14 protein-coding genes and 5 pseudogenes are annotated in these 18,875 nt (G+C 54.4%); 6 read left to right on the top strand and 13 right to left on the bottom strand.

Annotated features, from left to right (window positions below; all coding sequences use genetic code 11):
- Window positions 1–425 precede the first annotated feature (425 nt).
- The 6 genes from N878_RS26440 to hspB form a co-directional block, all read right to left on the bottom strand.
- Complete coding sequence (locus tag N878_RS26440) at window positions 426–1,055, bottom strand: isochorismatase family protein (RefSeq protein WP_082457749.1); 630 nt, start codon at window positions 1,053–1,055, stop codon at window positions 426–428.
- Window positions 1,056–1,094: 39 nt separating this feature from the next.
- Window positions 1,095–2,126, bottom strand: a complete 1,032-nt coding sequence (locus N878_RS26445; protein ID WP_082457750.1) for a leucyl aminopeptidase — start codon at window positions 2,124–2,126, stop codon at window positions 1,095–1,097.
- Window positions 2,127–2,140: 14 nt separating this feature from the next.
- Window positions 2,141–2,908 (bottom strand): alpha/beta fold hydrolase, encoded by a 768-nt coding sequence (locus tag N878_RS26450; protein WP_082457751.1) that lies wholly within the window; start codon window positions 2,906–2,908, stop codon window positions 2,141–2,143.
- Window positions 2,908–3,609: an Asp/Glu racemase gene (locus tag N878_RS26455; RefSeq protein WP_177342858.1), complete on the bottom strand. Its 702-nt coding sequence runs from the start codon at window positions 3,607–3,609 to the stop codon at window positions 2,908–2,910. The genes N878_RS26450 and N878_RS26455 overlap by 1 nt, the downstream gene beginning before the upstream one ends.
- A 295-nt stretch (window positions 3,610–3,904) precedes the next feature.
- The gene (locus N878_RS00370; RefSeq protein ID WP_082457753.1) at window positions 3,905–4,867 is read right to left on the bottom strand and encodes an alpha/beta fold hydrolase; all 963 of its coding nucleotides are present in this window, start codon (window positions 4,865–4,867) and stop codon (window positions 3,905–3,907) included.
- A gap of 198 nt (window positions 4,868–5,065) precedes the next feature.
- On the bottom strand, window positions 5,066–6,247 hold the full coding sequence (gene hspB / locus N878_RS00375; RefSeq protein ID WP_031302470.1) for a 6-hydroxy-3-succinoylpyridine 3-monooxygenase HspB: 1,182 nt from the start codon (window positions 6,245–6,247) through the stop codon (window positions 5,066–5,068).
- Window positions 6,248–6,754: 507 nt separating this feature from the next.
- Here hspB and N878_RS26460 point away from each other — a divergent pair.
- A pseudogene (locus N878_RS26460) lies at window positions 6,755–7,185 on the top strand (transposase); the annotation flags it as partial.
- A gap of 138 nt (window positions 7,186–7,323) precedes the next feature.
- Here the strand turns inward: N878_RS26460 and N878_RS00390 are convergent.
- Window positions 7,324–8,343, bottom strand: coding sequence for a tyrosine-type recombinase/integrase (locus N878_RS00390; protein ID WP_021441719.1), 1,020 nt, complete (start codon window positions 8,341–8,343; stop codon window positions 7,324–7,326).
- 511 nt (window positions 8,344–8,854) lie between these two features.
- Here N878_RS00390 and N878_RS29410 point away from each other — a divergent pair.
- The 4 genes and pseudogenes from N878_RS29410 to N878_RS00415 all read left to right on the top strand — a co-directional run.
- The gene (locus N878_RS29410) at window positions 8,855–9,208 is read left to right on the top strand and encodes an ATP-binding protein (RefSeq protein WP_256217913.1); all 354 of its coding nucleotides are present in this window, start codon (window positions 8,855–8,857) and stop codon (window positions 9,206–9,208) included.
- Window positions 9,209–9,216: 8 nt separating this feature from the next.
- Window positions 9,217–9,420 (top strand): hypothetical protein, encoded by a 204-nt coding sequence (locus N878_RS00405; RefSeq protein ID WP_021441722.1) that lies wholly within the window; start codon window positions 9,217–9,219, stop codon window positions 9,418–9,420.
- A gap of 246 nt (window positions 9,421–9,666) precedes the next feature.
- Window positions 9,667–10,023 (top strand): annotated as a pseudogene (locus tag N878_RS28215) (transposase); the annotation flags it as partial.
- A 364-nt stretch (window positions 10,024–10,387) separates the two neighbouring features.
- Window positions 10,388–11,350: pseudogene (locus N878_RS00415) on the top strand (IS4 family transposase); the annotation flags it as partial.
- A 385-nt stretch (window positions 11,351–11,735) separates the two neighbouring features.
- On the opposite strand, the gene N878_RS26465 reads toward N878_RS00415, so the two are convergent.
- The 4 genes from N878_RS26465 to N878_RS26480 form a co-directional block, all read right to left on the bottom strand.
- The gene (locus N878_RS26465; protein ID WP_021441725.1) at window positions 11,736–13,070 is read right to left on the bottom strand and encodes an MFS transporter; all 1,335 of its coding nucleotides are present in this window, start codon (window positions 13,068–13,070) and stop codon (window positions 11,736–11,738) included.
- A gap of 106 nt (window positions 13,071–13,176) precedes the next feature.
- Window positions 13,177–14,352 (bottom strand): 2Fe-2S iron-sulfur cluster-binding protein, encoded by a 1,176-nt coding sequence (locus N878_RS26470; protein ID WP_082457755.1) that lies wholly within the window; start codon window positions 14,350–14,352, stop codon window positions 13,177–13,179.
- Complete coding sequence (locus N878_RS26475) at window positions 14,349–15,182, bottom strand: xanthine dehydrogenase family protein subunit M (protein ID WP_082457756.1); 834 nt, start codon at window positions 15,180–15,182, stop codon at window positions 14,349–14,351. The genes N878_RS26470 and N878_RS26475 overlap by 4 nt, the downstream gene beginning before the upstream one ends.
- Window positions 15,169–17,553: a xanthine dehydrogenase family protein molybdopterin-binding subunit gene (locus N878_RS26480; RefSeq protein WP_218186830.1), complete on the bottom strand. Its 2,385-nt coding sequence runs from the start codon at window positions 17,551–17,553 to the stop codon at window positions 15,169–15,171. Before N878_RS26480 ends, N878_RS26475 begins: the two co-directional genes overlap by 14 nt.
- Window positions 17,554–17,760: 207 nt before the next feature.
- On the opposite strand from N878_RS26480, the pseudogene N878_RS29415 reads away from it, so the two are divergent.
- Window positions 17,761–18,048: pseudogene (locus N878_RS29415) on the top strand (IS66 family transposase); the annotation flags it as partial.
- 30 nt (window positions 18,049–18,078) lie between these two features.
- On the opposite strand, the gene N878_RS29420 reads toward N878_RS29415, so the two are convergent.
- Together N878_RS29420 and N878_RS28220 are read right to left on the bottom strand one after the other, a co-directional pair.
- A complete protein-coding gene (locus tag N878_RS29420) occupies window positions 18,079–18,279 on the bottom strand; it encodes an IS5 family transposase (protein WP_021441727.1) in 201 nt (66 codons plus the stop codon).
- A 477-nt stretch (window positions 18,280–18,756) separates the two neighbouring features.
- Window positions 18,757–18,875: pseudogene (locus tag N878_RS28220) on the bottom strand (IS5/IS1182 family transposase); the annotation flags it as partial.

Raw genomic sequence — 18,875 nt, forward strand, 5'->3', positions numbered from 1 at the left:
CCCCGCCGTGCGAAACATGCAGGGCCCCCTCGGAGATATTGTCTTATAAACTGTTCAGCCGTGGAAAGGTTTACCAGCAGCATAGCGGGTTATCGCTAAACAGAGTAACGCAGTATTTCACAGATCTTTCCAGGTCCAACCCATAGTTTGAAGAATTAGATTATCCGACAACTACCCTACTCACCGCCAGCGGGGGCTTAGATCAATCTAAAGTAACTGCAGAGCAACCAAGTTTCCTTTACCACACTGCCCTTAAAACCAATGATCGCCTCAGCGATGATGGACCATACACAGCAATAGGATTTAGACGCTACTGCCCATAAAGACACCGAACTAGCAACGAATCGGGATTTCAGCCATATAGATATGAACGCTGATGCCACTGAAACGATCAGCGAAGCAAAAATTTACTACTCCTATTGCCTCTAATAGCGCTGCAGTGAGCGCAACCAGTCCAAAATATCTTTAGAATCAGTGACATCACCGTATTTCTGCTGTATATCAAATAGACTTGAATCATGCGGGCCTTGCGCGCGATCGACACAACAGTCCGCTGGTACCAGCACATTAAATCCGGACTGCACAGCATCTACTACGGTCGCGCGCACGCAGCCCGAAGTCGTTGCGCCAGCCACCACAACTGTATCAGTGCCCGTGCCCGACAACAGGGCCGCTAGAGTAGACCCAAAGAAGGATGAAGCCCCCTTCTTAACGACTACCGCATCGGTTGGTTGAATGCCAGTCGCCGTGTCGATTTCTACTAAGCGTGACCCCAAGAGCAACGCAGCCATCCCTGCCGATTTCTTCAGCCAAGGAAGCTTCGCCACCTCCCCAGGATGATAAGCAATCGTAGTAAATATAACCGGAAAGCCCAAATCTCGTGCCAAATCGCAGATTTCTTTTGTGCGTGAAATTTGACTGGAAGCATTTGATGCTGTTGGATATTGCACATCGGTAAATCCGTAGGAAAAATCGACAACTATTATCGCCGGGCGAGTCCCTCGCGAAACCGGCTTTCCGAATCCCGCCGCGTCATATATTTCTGCTTGCAACATCTGCTTTCCCCTTGAATAAAGTGTCGCCCTTAAGCACACTCACCTTTGAGTTAATTGAATTTCCTTAACGACGATGTCGCCATCAATAACCACAGGCGAGTCGTCAAGAAACAACGAACAGTTGCGCATCGGTATATCCAGATGACATGCGGTGTCGTTCGGTCCGCCAAGCTCATTGTTTGGCCCTGTGGAGAACATCACATTGCCGTAGAAACTTCTTGCCTCCATTCCCATACCACCAGGGAACTCTCCAGGCACGAAGTTATGCCATTTTGCATTAGGATTCATTCCCCAGCCGACATGACTCATTCCCCGTCCTCGCGGGTCGTCAAATGAATCCATATAAGATTTTACTATTTGTGCCTCAAGGCCACCGCGTATATCCGTTATCCAGCCTCTTTCAATAGTGTACGTGATTGGCTCTCGAACCATCAAACGTTGTGGCAGAAGAATATCACCTGGGGCCACGACAATAGTCCCATCAACTCCGTCATCGTCACCACCCGTGAACACAAAACCGGAGGGCCAATGGTCCCAGCGCCCCGGCGTATCAGTGCAGGCATACTCCGCCACGGTAGGATAAGTGTTCAGCTTATACGTTACATCCGTACCGTAAGGGGAAGTAATTCGCATAACCTTAGCGCGCTCTACCATTTCAGCCGCGATAGTGACTTTCTCGCGCAGTTCCGGATACGGCAACATTCGGGCTAGCAATTCAGGGGGTTCTACTGCCGTTAAGATACGAGTTCCGCTTGCCTGTATAGAAAACTGCTCAGGCGAGAACAAAAGAAAAACGCAGTCGATTAGCATATCGCAATTTTTCAAAGCGTCTACAGCGCCAGGCATTTCCGCCAACCCAGTTACCCCTACAGCCCAGCCATCCGACGGCAAAGGCGCAGGAAGTCTCATATGATACATTACAGCGCCTAGCCGCTGTCCCGCGGCCATAAATGCATCTGCATAAGCGAGACGATCATTTCCTTGGGTAAGGACTATTAGCCGCTCCCCCTCATGAACACCGGACATTTTTAACTGGTGTAGACAGATCTCAGTGAAGCTCGCGTGATCCATTTTTAAGCCCCTCTCTACTTATCAGTAACGGCACTTAGAAAACCTTCAAGATCATCCCACGGGATCATATGCCCCGCGCGCTCGACAATATGCGTCTTAGTCTGGGGAGCAAGACGTTCAATTTCTGCAATATCCTCGGATTGAATTACTTCAGCTCCGCCAGCCACAACAAGTCGAATGGGGAGCGTCAACTCTGACAGATCGACATGAATATCATCAGTATGGAAACCATCGAATGCGGTTTTAATTGCTGTGTACTGACAAGTGTGTAGCCATTCAGCCCGAAGCTCAACCTGCTCATCCGTCCAAGTCGGGCAATAGGCTCGCATATCCGCAGCTGCGCACCCCTTCTGTGCCGAGCGTATTGAGTCGGCATACCATGACCATTTTGCAGGATACGGCCGCCTACCTGGCCCAGAGACGGGTGGATCAACCAGGATCAATTGTGAGAAGACTGCCGATTTTTTACGCGCCGCACGGATCGCTATGCGAGCGCCCATCGAATGCCCCAACGCTATGGGGGTACCCATCCGTTCGGCTAGCGCCACAAGGTCATCCGACATCGCGTCCAACGAATAATCCAAGTCACCCGCCTCGCTCAACCCTCTGCCTCTAACATCCAGCACGTGCACATCAAAGAACTCTGCGAGGCGCTCCGCCACGAACCCCCACGTGATTGCAGGCGAGGTGATACCAGGGATTATTAGCAGCGGTGAACCCGATCCTGGAAAATGAATGATGTGCTGACGAATGCCATTAGCATGAACGTTATACCCTCTCATCAGTAAGCACCCGACAGCAGGGTACCGCCACCCGGAACCCGTGTGGGCAGATTTAGCGCTTTTAACATCGCCCAAGTCGTCGCAACTGCCGCCGAAATGACCGGCTTACGTGTCTGCGCTTCAACCATCGTGATGGCTGATAGGGATGGCATTTGGACGCAGGCAGAAAGCACAATCGCATCGACGTCGTCTGTACGCATACTTGCAATTATTGCAGGCAAATTCATTGGATCATGAGCCGCAACAGCCAAATTGTCCGATATTTCTAAGGCGCGATAATCGCCGACGTCGATCCCTTCGTTTCGGATATAATCAACCACGAGCTCCGTCAGTGGTTTCATATAAGGCGTTACCACAGCCACACGCTCAGCACCTATAGCGCGAATTCCATCTACCAACGCTCCCGCTGAGGTGATAACTGGCGTTAAAGCATCGTTCCGTTCGGTAACTGCTCGCAGACGATTAGCTGAGGTGCGATGATAGCCGTGCCCCATAGACATAATCGCCACTAAGCAAGCATAGCCCATAACATCGACACGAGCATCAGATAGCTCAAGCGCGCAACGGTCGCTGTCACCATCCATACGCGCCAGCTCATCCTTTGTCACGTGCTTCATTCGCATTCGTGAAGAATGGAACGTGAATCGCTCGGGAGCAACTAACTCCCTTGCCTTTAGCAACGCAGGTATCTCCGTCTCCATAGTGATATTAGAGCTAGGTACAATTTGCCCAATACGAATAACTTTCATCATTGACAACCCTTTAGAAGAAATTAGTATCTAACCGGCCTCGAGCATAATATAGTGCATCCCCCACTATCTTCCGTCACATCTCCGCAGTGCAACTTATTTTTTTGCCAAAGCCATTTTGACAAAAAATAGAAGGACACCTTTAGTCAAGCCCGAGCCAAACCATATGCCGGCATGAGTTAAGCAGACAACGATCAAGATTGCTATTAGCCCCCAACCTCCAGCAAGATCGATTAAGCTGGAGTACTTAGAGAGTGGAGCCCACTTCCTTATCAAGCCATGAAATAATCAACTTTGCGATGTCGCTACTGTTTTTTTCTGAAATCAGCATATGTCCATTCCCCCAAATACCGTACTCCTCAAGAAGGAAATGGGTGACATTGTAGTTTTGCTCCTGAAGATACTTTGACGCCCTCAGATTCGCACCCCTCATCCAAGTTGCTTGCCCTGTCACGAAGGCGATCGGTCGCTGATATGGATCATGCAAGCCAGAAAACTGCGATACGCACAGGCCATTCTCGAATACTCCCAGCGGGTGCTCGAGCCCCGGATAACCCAGAGGCTCAACTGCGGCGACAGCTTTAACTCTCGGCCCACCCATAGCGGCCAACGCCCACCCACACGGCCCCCCCGCAGAATGCGAAACCAAGATAGTATCTCCAGTGATTTCGAACAGTTGAGGCGCAATTACTTCGACATGCTTCTGAGCTGAGACCAAGTTTGTTGCCATAACACCTTGACTTGCCATAAACCTGTCGCCGGCGACTGGATCATGGTCAGGCCACTGGTTATGATTTATCGCCTCAGACCAAAGACTTGAGGCTTTAGGTTCAACAAACCTTGGATAAAGCGTCTCATAGTCAGGATACGGTGTATGCGGACCTAAAACCTCACTATTCCAACTATTCCGCCCGTGCCCCGGCCGATCCAAAACGAAAACTGTAAACCCTGCCCTCAAAAAATCATGGACCCATCCGGGACGCCCATCCGGGGTAGTGAGGAATTCTGACCCTTGCCCACCGCCACCATGGATAAGAGTGACAGAAATCGGTCTCGGCTTGACAGGCTTGAACCACTGAACATATCCGCTAAGGCCAGGATAAGTTCGCCCATCACAAAAATGAGGGGCACTGGTAAGAAACATCCCCCCAAAGTCCGTCAGCTCGTAATTGCTATTGCGAACATCTCCAAATGCATTGTTATCTTCCATAGTATGCAGTACACCTATCTGCCGTCTCTCTGACTTGATCACTTGGCTTAGGCGAGGCATTATTCCCCCCGCCCTAAGTTAGTCACAATCATGCAACCAACCTTCAAGCACGACAACCAAGATCGTACCCGCGAAAAAAATACCGGATTCGAAATGAACGCCCCTAAGAACCCGGCCTCAATCGATCAGCGGTCACGCTCAAATTAAAGTTTCCATTACCTCTGGAAACCGGAGCGCTTCGCGCATCCTGTCTATGTCCTTCGAAATATCCCTAGTATTTTTCACCCAATCATCTTTAGCCTCGCCTGGCTTTTGATGGTACAAGTTACGCAAATTATCGCTGGCTCTCGGGGAGACCAGTTCAATAAACTTTCTACGACGATCTGCCTCGAACACGTCGAGAATATCTTCACTGCGCCCGTCGTGAATTACCTGGTTCAATGCGGAAGTCAGCGCAAAAGCATCAAACATACCGCCCGTCAGCCCAAGCCCTCCCGTTGGGTTTGTCACGTGCGCTGCATCACCGATCAAGATGACGCGACCACGACGCATTGTATCTGCAACCCGCTGATGCATGCGGTATGGCGAAAAAGCAACCACCTCGTAAGGATCGTCCGTCGGCAGCAACCCCTTGAACATCTGGTCAATGCGACCCCGGATTCCGTCCACAGGCAAGTTTGGGTCTTCCATAAATGTGACTCGCCACAATGAATCACTATCAATGTTACAGATGACGGACCCGTAGACATCATCCACTTGCATTGTAGTCTTTCCAAAGCCCAAGCTATCGAAGTCAAACTTGGTATTCGTGGCGACGTATCGTTGCGGCCAAGTTATACCGAAGAAATTTTGCTTCATGACCTCCCGACGCACGAAACTATTAGCGCCGTCAGCACCAATCAACCATTCGCCCTCTACGACTTCGCCCGCGGATTGCGCCCCTAGAACCACCTGGACCGATTGGGGGCTAACAGAGCACTCGACAACCGGCGATGAATAGCGAACTTCAACGTTCGGCAAGGCTTCAAGATGGCTAATTAGTATCTTTGCAAGCTTGTCCTGGCCCAAATGAAGTGCGTATGGCAGCTCGACATCCCCCTCAAGGCAACTGAGATCCCAAAAAATCATTTCGCCGGTGGAATGCACACGCCATGCAAAATTCTGCCTCATCAGCCCTGCAGCTATACAGTCATCAAGAACTCCCAAGCGCTTCAGATGGGGCAGGACAGGAAAATGATAAACGAGCGCGCGCGGACTATCGCTGGGCTTATTCTCAGCCTCCAATACTGTTACGTTTGCACCTGCCTTACCTAATCCCAGAGCAGTCAGCAGCCCTACCGGACCACCACCCACTATAATGACGCGCTGTTTATTGCTCATCTTGCCCCTCTCTGCTCATCTAAATTCAGTACCCATTTGGGATAAAGCAGAAGCATCGTTTCGCTCCTGACGCTGTCGAGCCCCACGATATTTGCTGCAGTAGATTATTTATATAGTCATACAGATACATTTGTCAACGCTAGATTTTGATCGATAAGTAGCCTCGCAGAGAGCCACAGCGCGCGGCCAGCATGAATACGGGCATGAGCGCGGCATCCTCAAGAATCAGGCCTCGCGCCTGGCGGCGGAGATCGACGAGCGCGTGCACCGCTGGCGACTGGCAGGGGTTCAAGGGTATGGCGGAGCCATGCGTAAGGCTCCTGACCGCTAGCTTTACGATCAGGGTGTAGATCTGCGCGCTGGCGGTGGCACCTTTCGGCGTATCGCTGAACAACAGCCTGGTTTCGTGATTACATAGTCCGCCTGCTTTCCGGGCCGAGGGTGTCCAATTTTTTGTGTAACCGGCTCATGAGCAACAATCTCGCGCCGAACCGGAGATAGCACCCCATCACCGACGAGCTGCTGGATCAGATCCTGACCAACTACCAGAAACCTGAAGACCTGATCGGTGCCGACGGTATCCTCAAGCAACTGACCAAGAAGCTGGTCGAGCGTGTGCACTGGATGCCGAGCTAACCCACCACCGGGGCCACGACAAGCATCAGCCAGTCAGCGACCTGACTGGCAACACGTGCAACGGTTTCAGCAGGAAGAAACTCAAGGGCGAGTTCGGCGAGCGGCCCATCGAAGTGCGCGTGACCGGCATGGCACCTTTGACCCGCAGATCGTCGAGAAGCACCAGACCCGCTGGACGGGCTTCGACGACAAGACCCTCTCGCTGTATGCCCGCAGCATGACCGCGCGAGATCCAAGCGCACTTGCAGGAAATGTACGGCACCGAAGTGTCACCCAGCCTGATCTCCTCGGTGACCGATGCCGTAGAAACGTGGCGAAGGAAAACCGGAAACATTCGATTTTCTCGGATTCACGCATTTCTGCAGTCAAACCAAGAATGGGATGTTTAATGCACTGTGCAGTTTTATGCGGAGCCCCCTCATCAGAGGCCCGCCGGCGCTTCATTTTGAAGCGTCGTTTCTACGCATAAGGGAACGCGGATTCAGCGAGGCGATGAGTGCATCGGTGGCCTTGAAGCGCCCCGATCGGAGCTGTGGAGCAATGATGGATTCAAGTGCTTCCAGTTTCACTGAAGGATCGGCACGGGTGTACATCTCGGTCGTCTGCATGTGGGCGTGGCCGAGCCAGAGAGCGACCTTTCGAAGATCCTTGGTGGCCTGGAGCACCGTCAGCGCGCACGTGTGCCGCAGCACATGTGGGGAGACGCGCTTTGTTGACAGCGAGGGGCAACGCCGTTCGGCGGCGTGGGCGTGCTTGCGCAGGATGTATTCGAATCCGGAACGTGTCATTGGCTGGCCGCGGGCGTTGAGAAACAGCTCTGGTGCCAGGGCCGGACCCCGGACCGTTAACCACGCACGCAGTGCCGCGCTCGTTTCCTTCCACAAGGGCAGGCAACGCTCCCTCCGGCCCTTGCCGTGAACGAGGACGCTCGCAGTGGGCTGGAGTTTCAGATCGTCGAGGCGAAGCCCGACGAGTTCGGATACACGTAGCCCCCCGGCGAAGCACAAGTGCAGCATGGCGCGGTCGCGCAGGCCATCGCGGTACTCGGGTGCAGGCGCATCCAGGATGGCCTGTATCTCGTCGACCGTGAGATGCCGGACCAGGCGGGTGTCGGCTTTCTTGATCGGAATCGCCAGAATGCGCCGGATCTGTTCCAGCGCCGATGGTACGCGGTACTCCATGAAATGCATGAATGACTTGATGGCCGCCAACCGGATGTTTCTGGAATTCGCGCCATTCCCGCGTTCGGTCTCCAAGTGACTCAGGAAGCCGAGAACCAGTGGTGTGTCGATATGTTCGAGCTGTAGCGCGCAGGGTGGGACCTTGAGGCGCTCGCTTGCGTATGCGAAGAGCAACTTGAAGGCGTACGAGTAGGACTCGCAGGTGTGATGGCTGGCACAGCAGTCGACGGGCAGCCGTTGCTGCAGAAATGTCGTGATGTGGGGGGCGATCGGGGTCATGGCTGGGCTCCCGCAACCAAGCTTTCGCAACGCTCGGCAATGTTTCTCATCAACTCCGGCGTCGCCTGCAGGTACCAGTAGGTATCGCTCACCTTGCCATGGCCAAGATAGGTCGACAGCGCCACTGACAGAATGCGGCGAGCAGAACGGCATCATGGGCCTGCGGTTTTGCAGGGCGGGACACGCTGAGGCCTTCACCGCGAAGGAACCCCGAGAACAAGCGCGCACCACGCAGCAAATCTGCGCGGTGCGTATGGCCGTACCCGGGACATCGACACCGACTCAAGTGGCGGTCGAAACGCTGAAGGACCCGGTCGTCCACAAGCCCTTCCCCAACGTCTTCGTTGTTCGACCAATAGACAAAGTGTTCCGCTGCGCGGAGGTGCCGGCGCGCAGTGATCCTTGCGTAGCCCGAGCGGTACAGTTCTTGAGCAAACCCCTGAAGCTGAGGTCCGCTCGGACCGTCGCGAAGGGCTCGAACGCGTAGGGGGGAATCGAACCAGATTGCAACATGACGTCCTCCATTAATGAAAGTCACAGGCCGGAGGGCCGTCATGATTATGTGGAGCGGAGAGCCGTATCGCCTGCTCACAACTCCTTGAAACAAATGCGCTATCGCGGAGCCGACGATTCACTTCTCCGCATAATGCAGCGCAGTGCATTAAACCGGCCGTTCGCCGAATGGGGCCAGGTGTTCCCCAACGCCCCCTGCGTAGTCTCGCTGATCGACCGCCTGATTCACCACGCCGAGATCATCGCCATCGAAGGCGAATCGTATCGGCTCAAGGAAGCGCGCGAACGCGCCGAACAACGCAAGCGCAGCGCCAATCCCGCCCCTGCAACCCGCCGCAAGGCAAGCGAGTGAGGTCCCCCATGCATCCCCAGCACCCGATGAAACCCTTCGCGATCCCCGCCGACTGGACCGCCGAGCAGGCGATGGCCGTTATCGATCTGATCGACGAGCTGCGCGAGCACATCTGGGCAACCTACGACCTGCGGCTGATCGAGGCCTATCGCGAGCAGTACCAACCGCCGCCGCCCGCCGACGAGCCCTTCGTCGACGACGAATTGTTCTGATCGCGGCGAATCGACCGACCCACGCCCAACGGGGCCCATGCGGCCCCGTTGGGCCATCCGCCATCGAGGCACCCGCACCGCCCGAAAAATTCGATATCGGCGTGCGGCTTTCAACAGCCGCTAATTCGCCGGATACACGCGGAATTACGCAGCCGCTAACAACTGGAGGGTATCGACCTCTGGGGCAACCAACCGCACAAGGTGCTGACGCCACGTTTCGTGACCTGAGCCGGTATAATCCACGGCATGATTTCCATGCCCGAAACCCTTTCCGACGCCCCCGCCGCGCTCAAGCAATTGCTTGCTGAGGTGCTATCTTCTGCGCAGAAATTAGTCAAGGACAAGGACGGGCAGATCGAGCACCTGCGCGAACAAAATGCGCTGATGATCCAGCGCCTGTTCGGCCGCAAATCCGAGCAGACCGCCGCCCCTGACTCGCCGCAGCTGGAGTTCTTCAACGAAGCCGAAAGCCTGGCTGAGGCCACGCCCGAGGCACCTACCGAAGAGATCGAGGAAGAAGTCGTCGCGCCGACCCAACGTCGCGGCAAGCGCAAGCCGCGGCGGGCGGTCGAGCTGCCACGCGTCGAAGTCGTCCACCCATTGAGGAACGCCACGGTATGCCAGCAGCGACTCTTTATCGTACGCGAGGACAAGCCCCGAGCCTCCGACAAATCTGCGGCAAAGGACTCAATCAGCGCCGTATGAGCCGTTCGTATCGCCTCAGACGCCGCCAGGCGTCCCAGGAAGCGCAGCCAGTTGTGGCAGTCCGAACGAACAGTTCCGATGACCATCGGGGGCCCGTGCTGCGGCCTCGTCGTCGCTGCAAATCGCCCCAGCAACCTGCCCGCCGCCTCGATTTGCAGGGGAGTGACCGGCTCCTGCGCGACATCGACGTGCCGGGCGATCACCAACAGCTCACGTGCCACCCGAAGCAGGGTCCCGTGTGCCACTCCTTGATCGGCACAGGCTGCGCCAGACATGGCGCGGGCTACGGGTACTCGCCGTGGATGGCTCCACTGTCCATTTGCCGCTGGAGCCGGCCATGGGCCGCTTCTTTGGTCTGCACGGCGAGCAGCCTACAGCCCGACTGTCCGCGCTCCATGACGTAATGGACGGTCAAACCCTGCACAGCTTGATCGTGCCCCCCAGTGTCGGCGAGCGCGATTGCGCCCACCTGCACCTTGCGCAGGTGCCCGCTGGCAGCCTGACGCTGTTTGACCGCGGCTATCCCGGGCACTGGCTGTTCGCACTGTTTGAGCAGCAACAGCGGCATTTCCTGATGCGCCTGCCTCGTGGCTACAACGCGCAGGTCAAACAGTTTCTCCAGTCGGGTCAGGTCGAGGATACACAGTTCTTCGCTGCCAGTCACCCCGAGGCGCGCCTGTTCTGCACCGAGGCAGGCGTTGATCCCGCCGCCCTGATCAAACTGCGCCTGATCCGAGTCGAGCTCGCCAGCGGAGAAAGCGAGGTTCTGTTGACCTCTCTGCTGGATCGGCAGGCCTTCCCGGTGGAGGTGTTCGCCGATCTCTACCACCGCCGCTGGGGCATCAAAACGGACTACCGCCGACTCAAGCAGACCCTGAGCCTGGATAACTTCAGCGGCCGCAGCGTGACGGCGGTGAAACAAGACTTTCACGCCGGGCAACTGCTGAAGAACCTGGCGCTGCTGATGCACTACCTGCTGCAACCGGTCATTGAGCAGCGCCACAAAGCGCGCAAGCTGCGTTGGAAGGTCAACTTCACCCAAGGTGTGTCGCGTCTCAAGAACACCCTGGTCGAACTGCTGGTGCGCCCCTGCGTGCAGGGCTTGGCACACTTGCTGGCGTTGATGGCCAACAGCCTCAGCGCCGTGCGCCCAGGCCGCAGCTTTCCTCGTCAGCGTAAGCGCCTGGCCAGCCGCGGCTGCGAGGGCTACAAACCGACGCGCTGAGAACCCGCGCCGCGCCACCGCCCGAACCACTGTGCAAAAAAACTGGCCAGAAGCGGCCGGTACGCGCTCGCCCAGCAAACAAGAAACCAGACTGGCAAGACGAACCGGCAACCACCAAGCCCGCATCAGCAGCGCCAGTACCCCGATCAGGCAGCAGAAACACAGTGAAAATCCGGCCGCAACTGCCAAGCCAAGCCTTGGGTTGCTTGCCTTGGCCGAGGCCCGCGGCTTAAGTTGATGACATTGACCGCGACCCCAGCCCCATACTTTTTTCGCTTGCGCCCCCTGAACGTCTTGCGTCCGGTTCATGACTGGTTTTTTAGAGACACCCTAGAGGCACCTAATGCTGAAAATGTAGTTGCCAGATGATCTCGCGCGGTTGTTGTTAACCGACATTCCGAAGATCAATGCCCTTGGTCTCTTTCCAGCATGCCACCACAGCGGCCCCCACTAAGACCATGGCTACTACGTATAGATGGAAGACCCACCCATAGCTTAATCCTGTTAACCATGAATTAAGGTAGGGAGCCGTGCCTCCGAAGACTGCCACACCAATAGATAATGAAACGCCCATTACCCGTGCCCGGTATTTCGTGGGAATTTGCTCAGTAATAGTGGCGGGCATGGTCCCACCTATACATGCGACCAGAGCGAGCATACCGCCCTGCGCTACGAATAAAGTCCAAGGCTGCTCCGTTATCATAGCCATAGCCGGATAGTTCAAGAGGGCAATGGAAAGGAAGTAAAATATCGTTACAGGTTTGCGCCCGATTCTGTCGGAGACGTATCCCCAAGACGGTACTGCAATCAGATATACAAGCTGAGCTAGAACAGTTGCTGCAAATGCATCACTCGGATCCATTCCCCTCTGGGTTATGGCGATTACGAGCGCATATCCTGTCCAGATGTAGAACGGTATCCCTACCCCGGCTTGGTAGAAAAAAACACCCACCGACCGCTGAAGAATTTTCTTGCTAGACCATTCCTTAGGTGTATCTGCTGCAAATCGAGAGCCGTTGGCTTTGGTTGCAAAATCTTCAAGCACCTCGCTCTCCATCATGTTTCTCCTTAAAAAAAGGACAACAATGGTAAGGGTCGCGCCCAATGCAAAAGGAATCCGCCAGCCCCACGCATTCATATCTTCAGCAGATATAGCATTTGTGAGGAAAGCGCCTACAAGGGACGCTAGAAGACTTCCCAGCCCAGCGTTGAAGTACATGCTGCTTGACCACAACCCGCGTCGTTCTTTAGGTGCAATTTCCGCTAGATACGTGTACGAAGCCGTGGCCTCCCCCCCGTGAGCGAAACCTTGAAGCAATCGAGACGCTAGGATAATCAAAGACGCAAAGCCTCCGATTGATTCATAAGATGGCGCGACAGTGATAACAAGACTTCCGATACCCATAAGCACCATGGATATCAGCAGTACGCCTTTGCGGCCATACGAATCTGCGAGAGAACCGAAAACAATCCCCCCAAGAGGCCGAGAAACAAACCCAACTGCGAAAATAGCTAATGTCAACAAGAGTGCGGAGCTTGGGTCCTGCGGATCAAACATAGCCTTAGCGATGTATGACGCAAATATTGCATATATAGTCCAGTCAAACCATTCTAGAGTATTACCGAGACCAGTCGCGATCATTGAGCGCGTACGCAGCACATTGCCAAGAGCTAGGCTGCGTACCGGGTCGCCATCACTTGTATTTTCAAAACTTGTCATCCTGCAATCCTTTCGATCATTCGCCCATGGCAGACTTGACTAGCGCACGGCCCAACCCGTCACTGTTAAACTGAGAACCGAAACGCACGCTAAGTGGCAGTCAAAATTACTCGCGCGGGTTTCGCTTGAAAAATCCAGCGATCCAGGACTTAATAACTGGCCAAATAAGCGACCGAAGTCCAATAGGCGTATTTTTCCTCTCTGTTAACGTTCCTTCGCGTAAAAGTTGTTCAAGATTCTCTCCGAACATCGCCGCAAGACGTCGAACTGTTTCGGTGACGATTCCACCGCGCCCAAATTGAGCAAGAGCCCCGGTGAGCTTCCATGCTAGCCCTACATCTATCACTGAGCCCGACTCACCGTTCTGTCTTACTGTCCAAATGATCCGGCCCGTAGCGGTGGAACCAGTCAAAGCATCCCGCCCTCCTGCAGTCATCCAGCCTTCGCGGCGTTCATCATTGATTTCGTAGGTGCCATCCCCATTGAAATGAGCCCTTATAGGGCCTAGGGCCATGTGCATTTTTCCGGTTACTTCATGCTCAGTTAAGCTGACAACTTCTGCCCCAGGGATACAGCTGGCGGCTGTCTTAAGGTCCCGCATAACTGCCCATGCTTCATCTGGTGGGAGATCAATTTCCACACTCTGTGAAATTGAGTTTGGAAAATCGTCGGGCTGAGCATTTCGCTTCAAGCTAGGTTCAGGCTTCGAGGATTTGTCAGCTTCATTGGTACCGGACGGAATTACCTCGCTTTCCTGGTGAACCACGACCGGGGCTGCACTACCGATTGGTGCCTTTCCGTAACTTACTGAACGAACTGCGTCAACTATTCCTACATAGCCGGTGCACCGGCATAAATTCCCCGCTAGTTCGCGCCTGATACGAGTTTCGTCAACGTCTCCCAGCCGCAGAATAATATCGCGTGCCGTTATAAGCATGCCGGGGGTGCAGAAGCCACATTGCAATGCGTGCTTTTCACTGAACGCTTTTCTTACTTCAAACATAGTAGGGTCGTCTTGAAACCCTTCGATGGTGGTGATCTTCGAGTCATCGCAATCTACAGCAAAAGCAATGCATGAACGCTGAGGTTTGCCATCGACAAGAATAGTGCATGCACCACAGACCCCTTGATCACACCCGAGGTGTGTACCGGTAAGGCGAAACTGCTCTCTTAAAACGTCTGCAAGCACATCTCTCGACGTGACCGTTGCGACCTTCTTTTCACCGTTTACCGTGAGCGTGACGGAACGCGCGGACTGGTCCGGAATAACCTGGTTAATCATCTTTTGTAACCCTCAATCCGCGCGATAGCTCTTTCGACCATTATGAAGTGAATAGCTAAACGATCAGCTTCAGCCTCCTGCAGCTTGTTTTTAATCTCCTCTTTTGCAACTTTGAGCAGTGATTCTGGGTCGGCTGAGCCCAATTGAAGTGATGTTTCCCTGAGGAACAAGGGCGGCCCATCAGTGCCCCCGAGGAATGCACGGGATACCCCGGTTTGCGGATCAAAAATTACAGCGCATATCGATTTTGCAAATTCGCCAGTTTTCTGGCAAAACTTCACATAAGCCCATCGAGCCGTTGTTGATAGCTTCGGCACCTCAACACTCACAAGAATTTCGTTAGGTTCAAGGGTGTTTACGAAAGGAGCGATCATGAGCCCTTCTACCGGAATTTGACGTTTCCCTTTAGCACCCTGAACGTTGCAAACCGCACCGATTGCACTCAATGAAGTTATCCAGTCCGCTGCAGGATCGGCATGGCACAAAGAACCACCTATGGTTCCACGGTTTCGAACGGCGCGGTATGCGATGCCTTTCGCGACATAAGAGAGGTACTGGCCAGCAACGTCTGCAGAATTCTGATCTTCAAGCACGGCATGTGTCACTGCTGCGCCGACGCGGAGAGTTTTTTTCCCCTCCTGAATGTCTTGCAGCTCTGGCAAACGGCGAATCGAAACTAAATTATTTGGCCTCGCCAACCGAAGATTCATCATTGGAACTAAGGACTGTCCCCCTGCCATTGGCTTCGCCATGCCATCTGAAACGGATAACATTTCAACAGCGCTTGAGAGTGAGTCGGCTCGCTCATAATCAAATTTAGAAGGCCTCATAATTTTCTCCCGTAGCTGCAATTGCAGCTAGTATCCGTGGAGGCGTCATTGGTAGAGTGCGGACTTTTGCTCCCAATGGTAAAAGTGCATCGTTTATTGCGTTAGCAATCGCAGCTGCGGCTGGGATCGTGCCGGACTCACCAGCGCCCTTTACGCCAAAGCTTGTATGCGGAGATGGGCTCACGATGTGATCGAGCCTGAAGCGGGGCACCTCCGCTGCACCAGGAAGCAGATAATCTAGTAGCGTTGACGCAAGCGGCTGGCCGTTCTCGTCATAAGGACTTTCTTCGAAAAGCGCTGTGCCTATCCCTTGAGCCGCGCCACCGATGGTTTGGCCTTCCACGATCATCGGGTTAATTCGCTCTCCGCAGTCCTCGACAATTACGTAGTCGATAATATTAATCTGGCCCGTTCCCGTATCGACTTGAACCTTAACTGCGTGGGTGCCATAAGCGAAGATTCCGCTATCTACTGGTACTTTATAACCTTCGGTCACCTCAAGGCTTGTGATGTTCTGCGCACATGCCGGGAGCAAATGAGGCTTCAAATAGAAAATATGGGCAATCTCTTCAAAGGTAACGTTTTTGTCCCCAATGAAAGCAGCTCCTTTATCAATCTCCACACTATCCGGATCGACTTCACCTAACAGCCCCGCAGCGACAGTTCGGATCCGTTGTTTCAAGACCTTAGATGCCGCCTCTATCGCACCTGCACCAATTACTGCGGATCGGGATGTGAAGGAACCAACAGAATGGGGTGTTTGCTCTGTATCGCCTAAACGAACCTGGATTCTCTCCAGATCAAACCCGGTTGCTGTGGCTGCAACCTGAGCGAGTGAGGTCTCAAGTCCTTGACCGAAACTTTGAAGGCCCAGCTTCACTTGCAGGGTTCCATCAGCGTTAACTTTAAGAGTTGCCTGATCTAATCCGGGCACCACTGGCATGCCCCATGATGAAAAGAAGCTTGCGCCGTTAGCGGTCTGCTCATAAAACGTAGCGAAGCCAATTCCGGTAAGTATTCGCGACGGAGCCGAATCAGAGGATTGCTGCTCTGATCGGAATTTGTCGAAATCTATTAATTCTCGGGCCCGCCTAAGGCTTTTACCGTAGTCACCGACATCGAACAGTTTTCCTGTAACGTCGTGAAATGGCATGGATTCAGGTGGAACCAAGTTAAGCTCACGTACATCGCACGGCTCACGACCGACGGCATGAGCCACCGCGTCGATAACTGACTCGATCGCAAAGCAGGTACCAACCCGCGCGATGCCTCGGTAAGGACAAAAGCTGGGCTTATTGGTGGCCACGACATTTACCCGCGATTGGTAATGAGTGATTTGATACGGACCGGGTAAATTGCTTCGTGCGGAGTAGCCTTCTAGAACGGCCGTGAAAGGCCAAGCAGAATAAGCGCCATTGTCGATGTATATGTCAGCATTTAAACCAACAAGTCGTCCCTCCGGAGTTGCATGGCCAGTTAGTTTGTACTTAGCTTGGCGGGTACATGCTCCAGCGACCAAATGCTCACGCCTATCTTCTACCCAACGAAAAGGCGTCTTATGCTTAAGTGCGAGCCAAGCAACAACAATTTCTTCGGGAAGGAGCTGCAGCTTATATCCGAACCCACCACCAATGTCGGGTGGGCTGACCCTTATCTTCGATTCAGGGATCCCGAGGAACTGGGCCATTCCGCTACGTACCGGATGGGGAATCTGTGTCGACATTGCCAGCACCAACTGGTCCGCCCCGAAATCCCAATGCGCCACGATCCCCCTCCCCTCTAGGGGGTGAATCGTCTGACGGGAAAGCTCGACTTCGACGCTAACGACTACTGGGGCTTCCGGCGCGATTGCAGCGAGATCTACCTCTGTTAGCATTTCAACAAACCGATTGTCCGTCCAACCTTCGTGCAGCAGCGGAGCATCGGATGAGAGGGCACCTTCAATTGTCGTGACAGCCATCAACTCTTCTATATCGAGCAGCACCTCTTCTACCAGATCTTCCGCGCGCGCGCGGTCTGGTGCAATGCACGCAGCGATAGGCTCGCCGACGAACCGCACCCGATCGAAGGCAAGCACAGGACATTCACTGTGCTGGAACCCTGGCGTCGTGACTGGCGTTATGATTGGCTGCACGCCGATTAGATCTGCGTGAGTAAAAACACTGCTGTCAGCGTGGCATGGCTTCGTAATTTTACGAATAACGCCATGCGCAACGGGACTTCTAACAAAAGCCACCTCAAGCATACCGGGGAGTTTTATGTCTCCGACGAAGCGTCCACGACCCTGAAGGTGCCGCTCATCCTCCCGCCTACTGACTCTCAACCCGATTGAACTTTTCATGAGGGCTGCATCTCCCACTTTGCGCTTCATCTCAAAAGGACATCCCGACTGAAAGGATATTCCTGCTTATTATCTGTATGACGGTATAATTAATGATCGAGCCTGTCAAGCATAGGAGTCCTCTTTTGCGCCCCCCCCTGCTGCAGGCCGAGAGCAGCGCCCGTTCGCAAAGGGGAGGATCCTCACCGCAACGGTATCGACGTGCCTAAAGTGGTGAGTGCTTAAGCCAATACGACTGGCAAGAAGATCCAGCGGATCGAAACGGTCAACGAACAGTTGACCCACGAGATCGCCCTGCTCAGACGCCACAAACTCGCCAAGCTGCCTTGAGCAGCCAAGCCCTGCTCAAGGCAGCTTGCTAGAAGACCTGATCGAGAGCGACATCGCCGCGCCAGGCCGAGCTGAAGGCGGTAAATCCACCAGCCGAGCCGCGCCAGCAGCCCAGCGTGCGCCGCTGCCTGCGGAATTTATCCCCCAACGAGCCAGGTAACATCCAATGCAGCCTGCCGCTGCCAGCTTCAACGCGCGAGGGAAGCCGTGCTCCTGTGACTGACGCTAAACCTCGGCAAAGATCTGGCGCTCGACATTGGCCTGCACCAGGCGCTCGCGAAAGACCCAAAACGTGTTGCGATCCGGGACTCGGCAGGAGTGCTTCAGCCCAGCAAAACGTTGAAAGCTCATGCGGTCGGGCAACTGGAACTCCATCTGCTCATCGAACAGGTTGAACAGATGCTGGAGCACCAGCAGGCGGGTCATTAACTCAGTGGGATAGGGGGAAGCCGCCTTTGGCCCGGTTTGGCCGGAGAGCCCAGCGATCAATCTCGGCTGCCAGGACGGTAAAGTCCACATGCTTGTCGAGCAGGGCCAGCGAATCGCCCAAGCTCGAATTGTCCTGCCTGATGACACCGGGACACCTCAATCTGCTGTTCGATCTGTTCCAGCCTGATCTTCAGTTGTCGGATCTTCGGGTCGAAGCCCACTTTGTCGATCACTCCCTCAGCGTAGCTGTCAATGAGCCGATTTGCCTTTCTCCAGATGGTGCTTCTGCCTCTCCAGCGCCGCCGTATCGGGATTTTCCCTGTCGGTTTGTTCGAGAACATCCAGACGGCGTTCGCACTCGGTCTTCAGCCGGTCCGGATGGGCATGCAGAGCGACGACTTGCTGCCAGACGAGTTCATCGAGCCGATCCGTTCGCACCTGCTGATTATCGCAGATACGTTCGCCGCCGAAGGGATAGCCGAACCAGTTCTGCATCAGGTGAACCCGCAGCATCGCCATCAGCAGGTAGGACGGACGACCGCCTTCACCCTTGGGGTAATGCGCCTCAATCAAGGGGATCACCCCCTCCACGG

It is taken from the genome of Pseudomonas sp. EGD-AK9, assembly GCF_000465935.2.
Lineage (GTDB): Bacteria > Pseudomonadota > Gammaproteobacteria > Pseudomonadales > Pseudomonadaceae > Aquipseudomonas.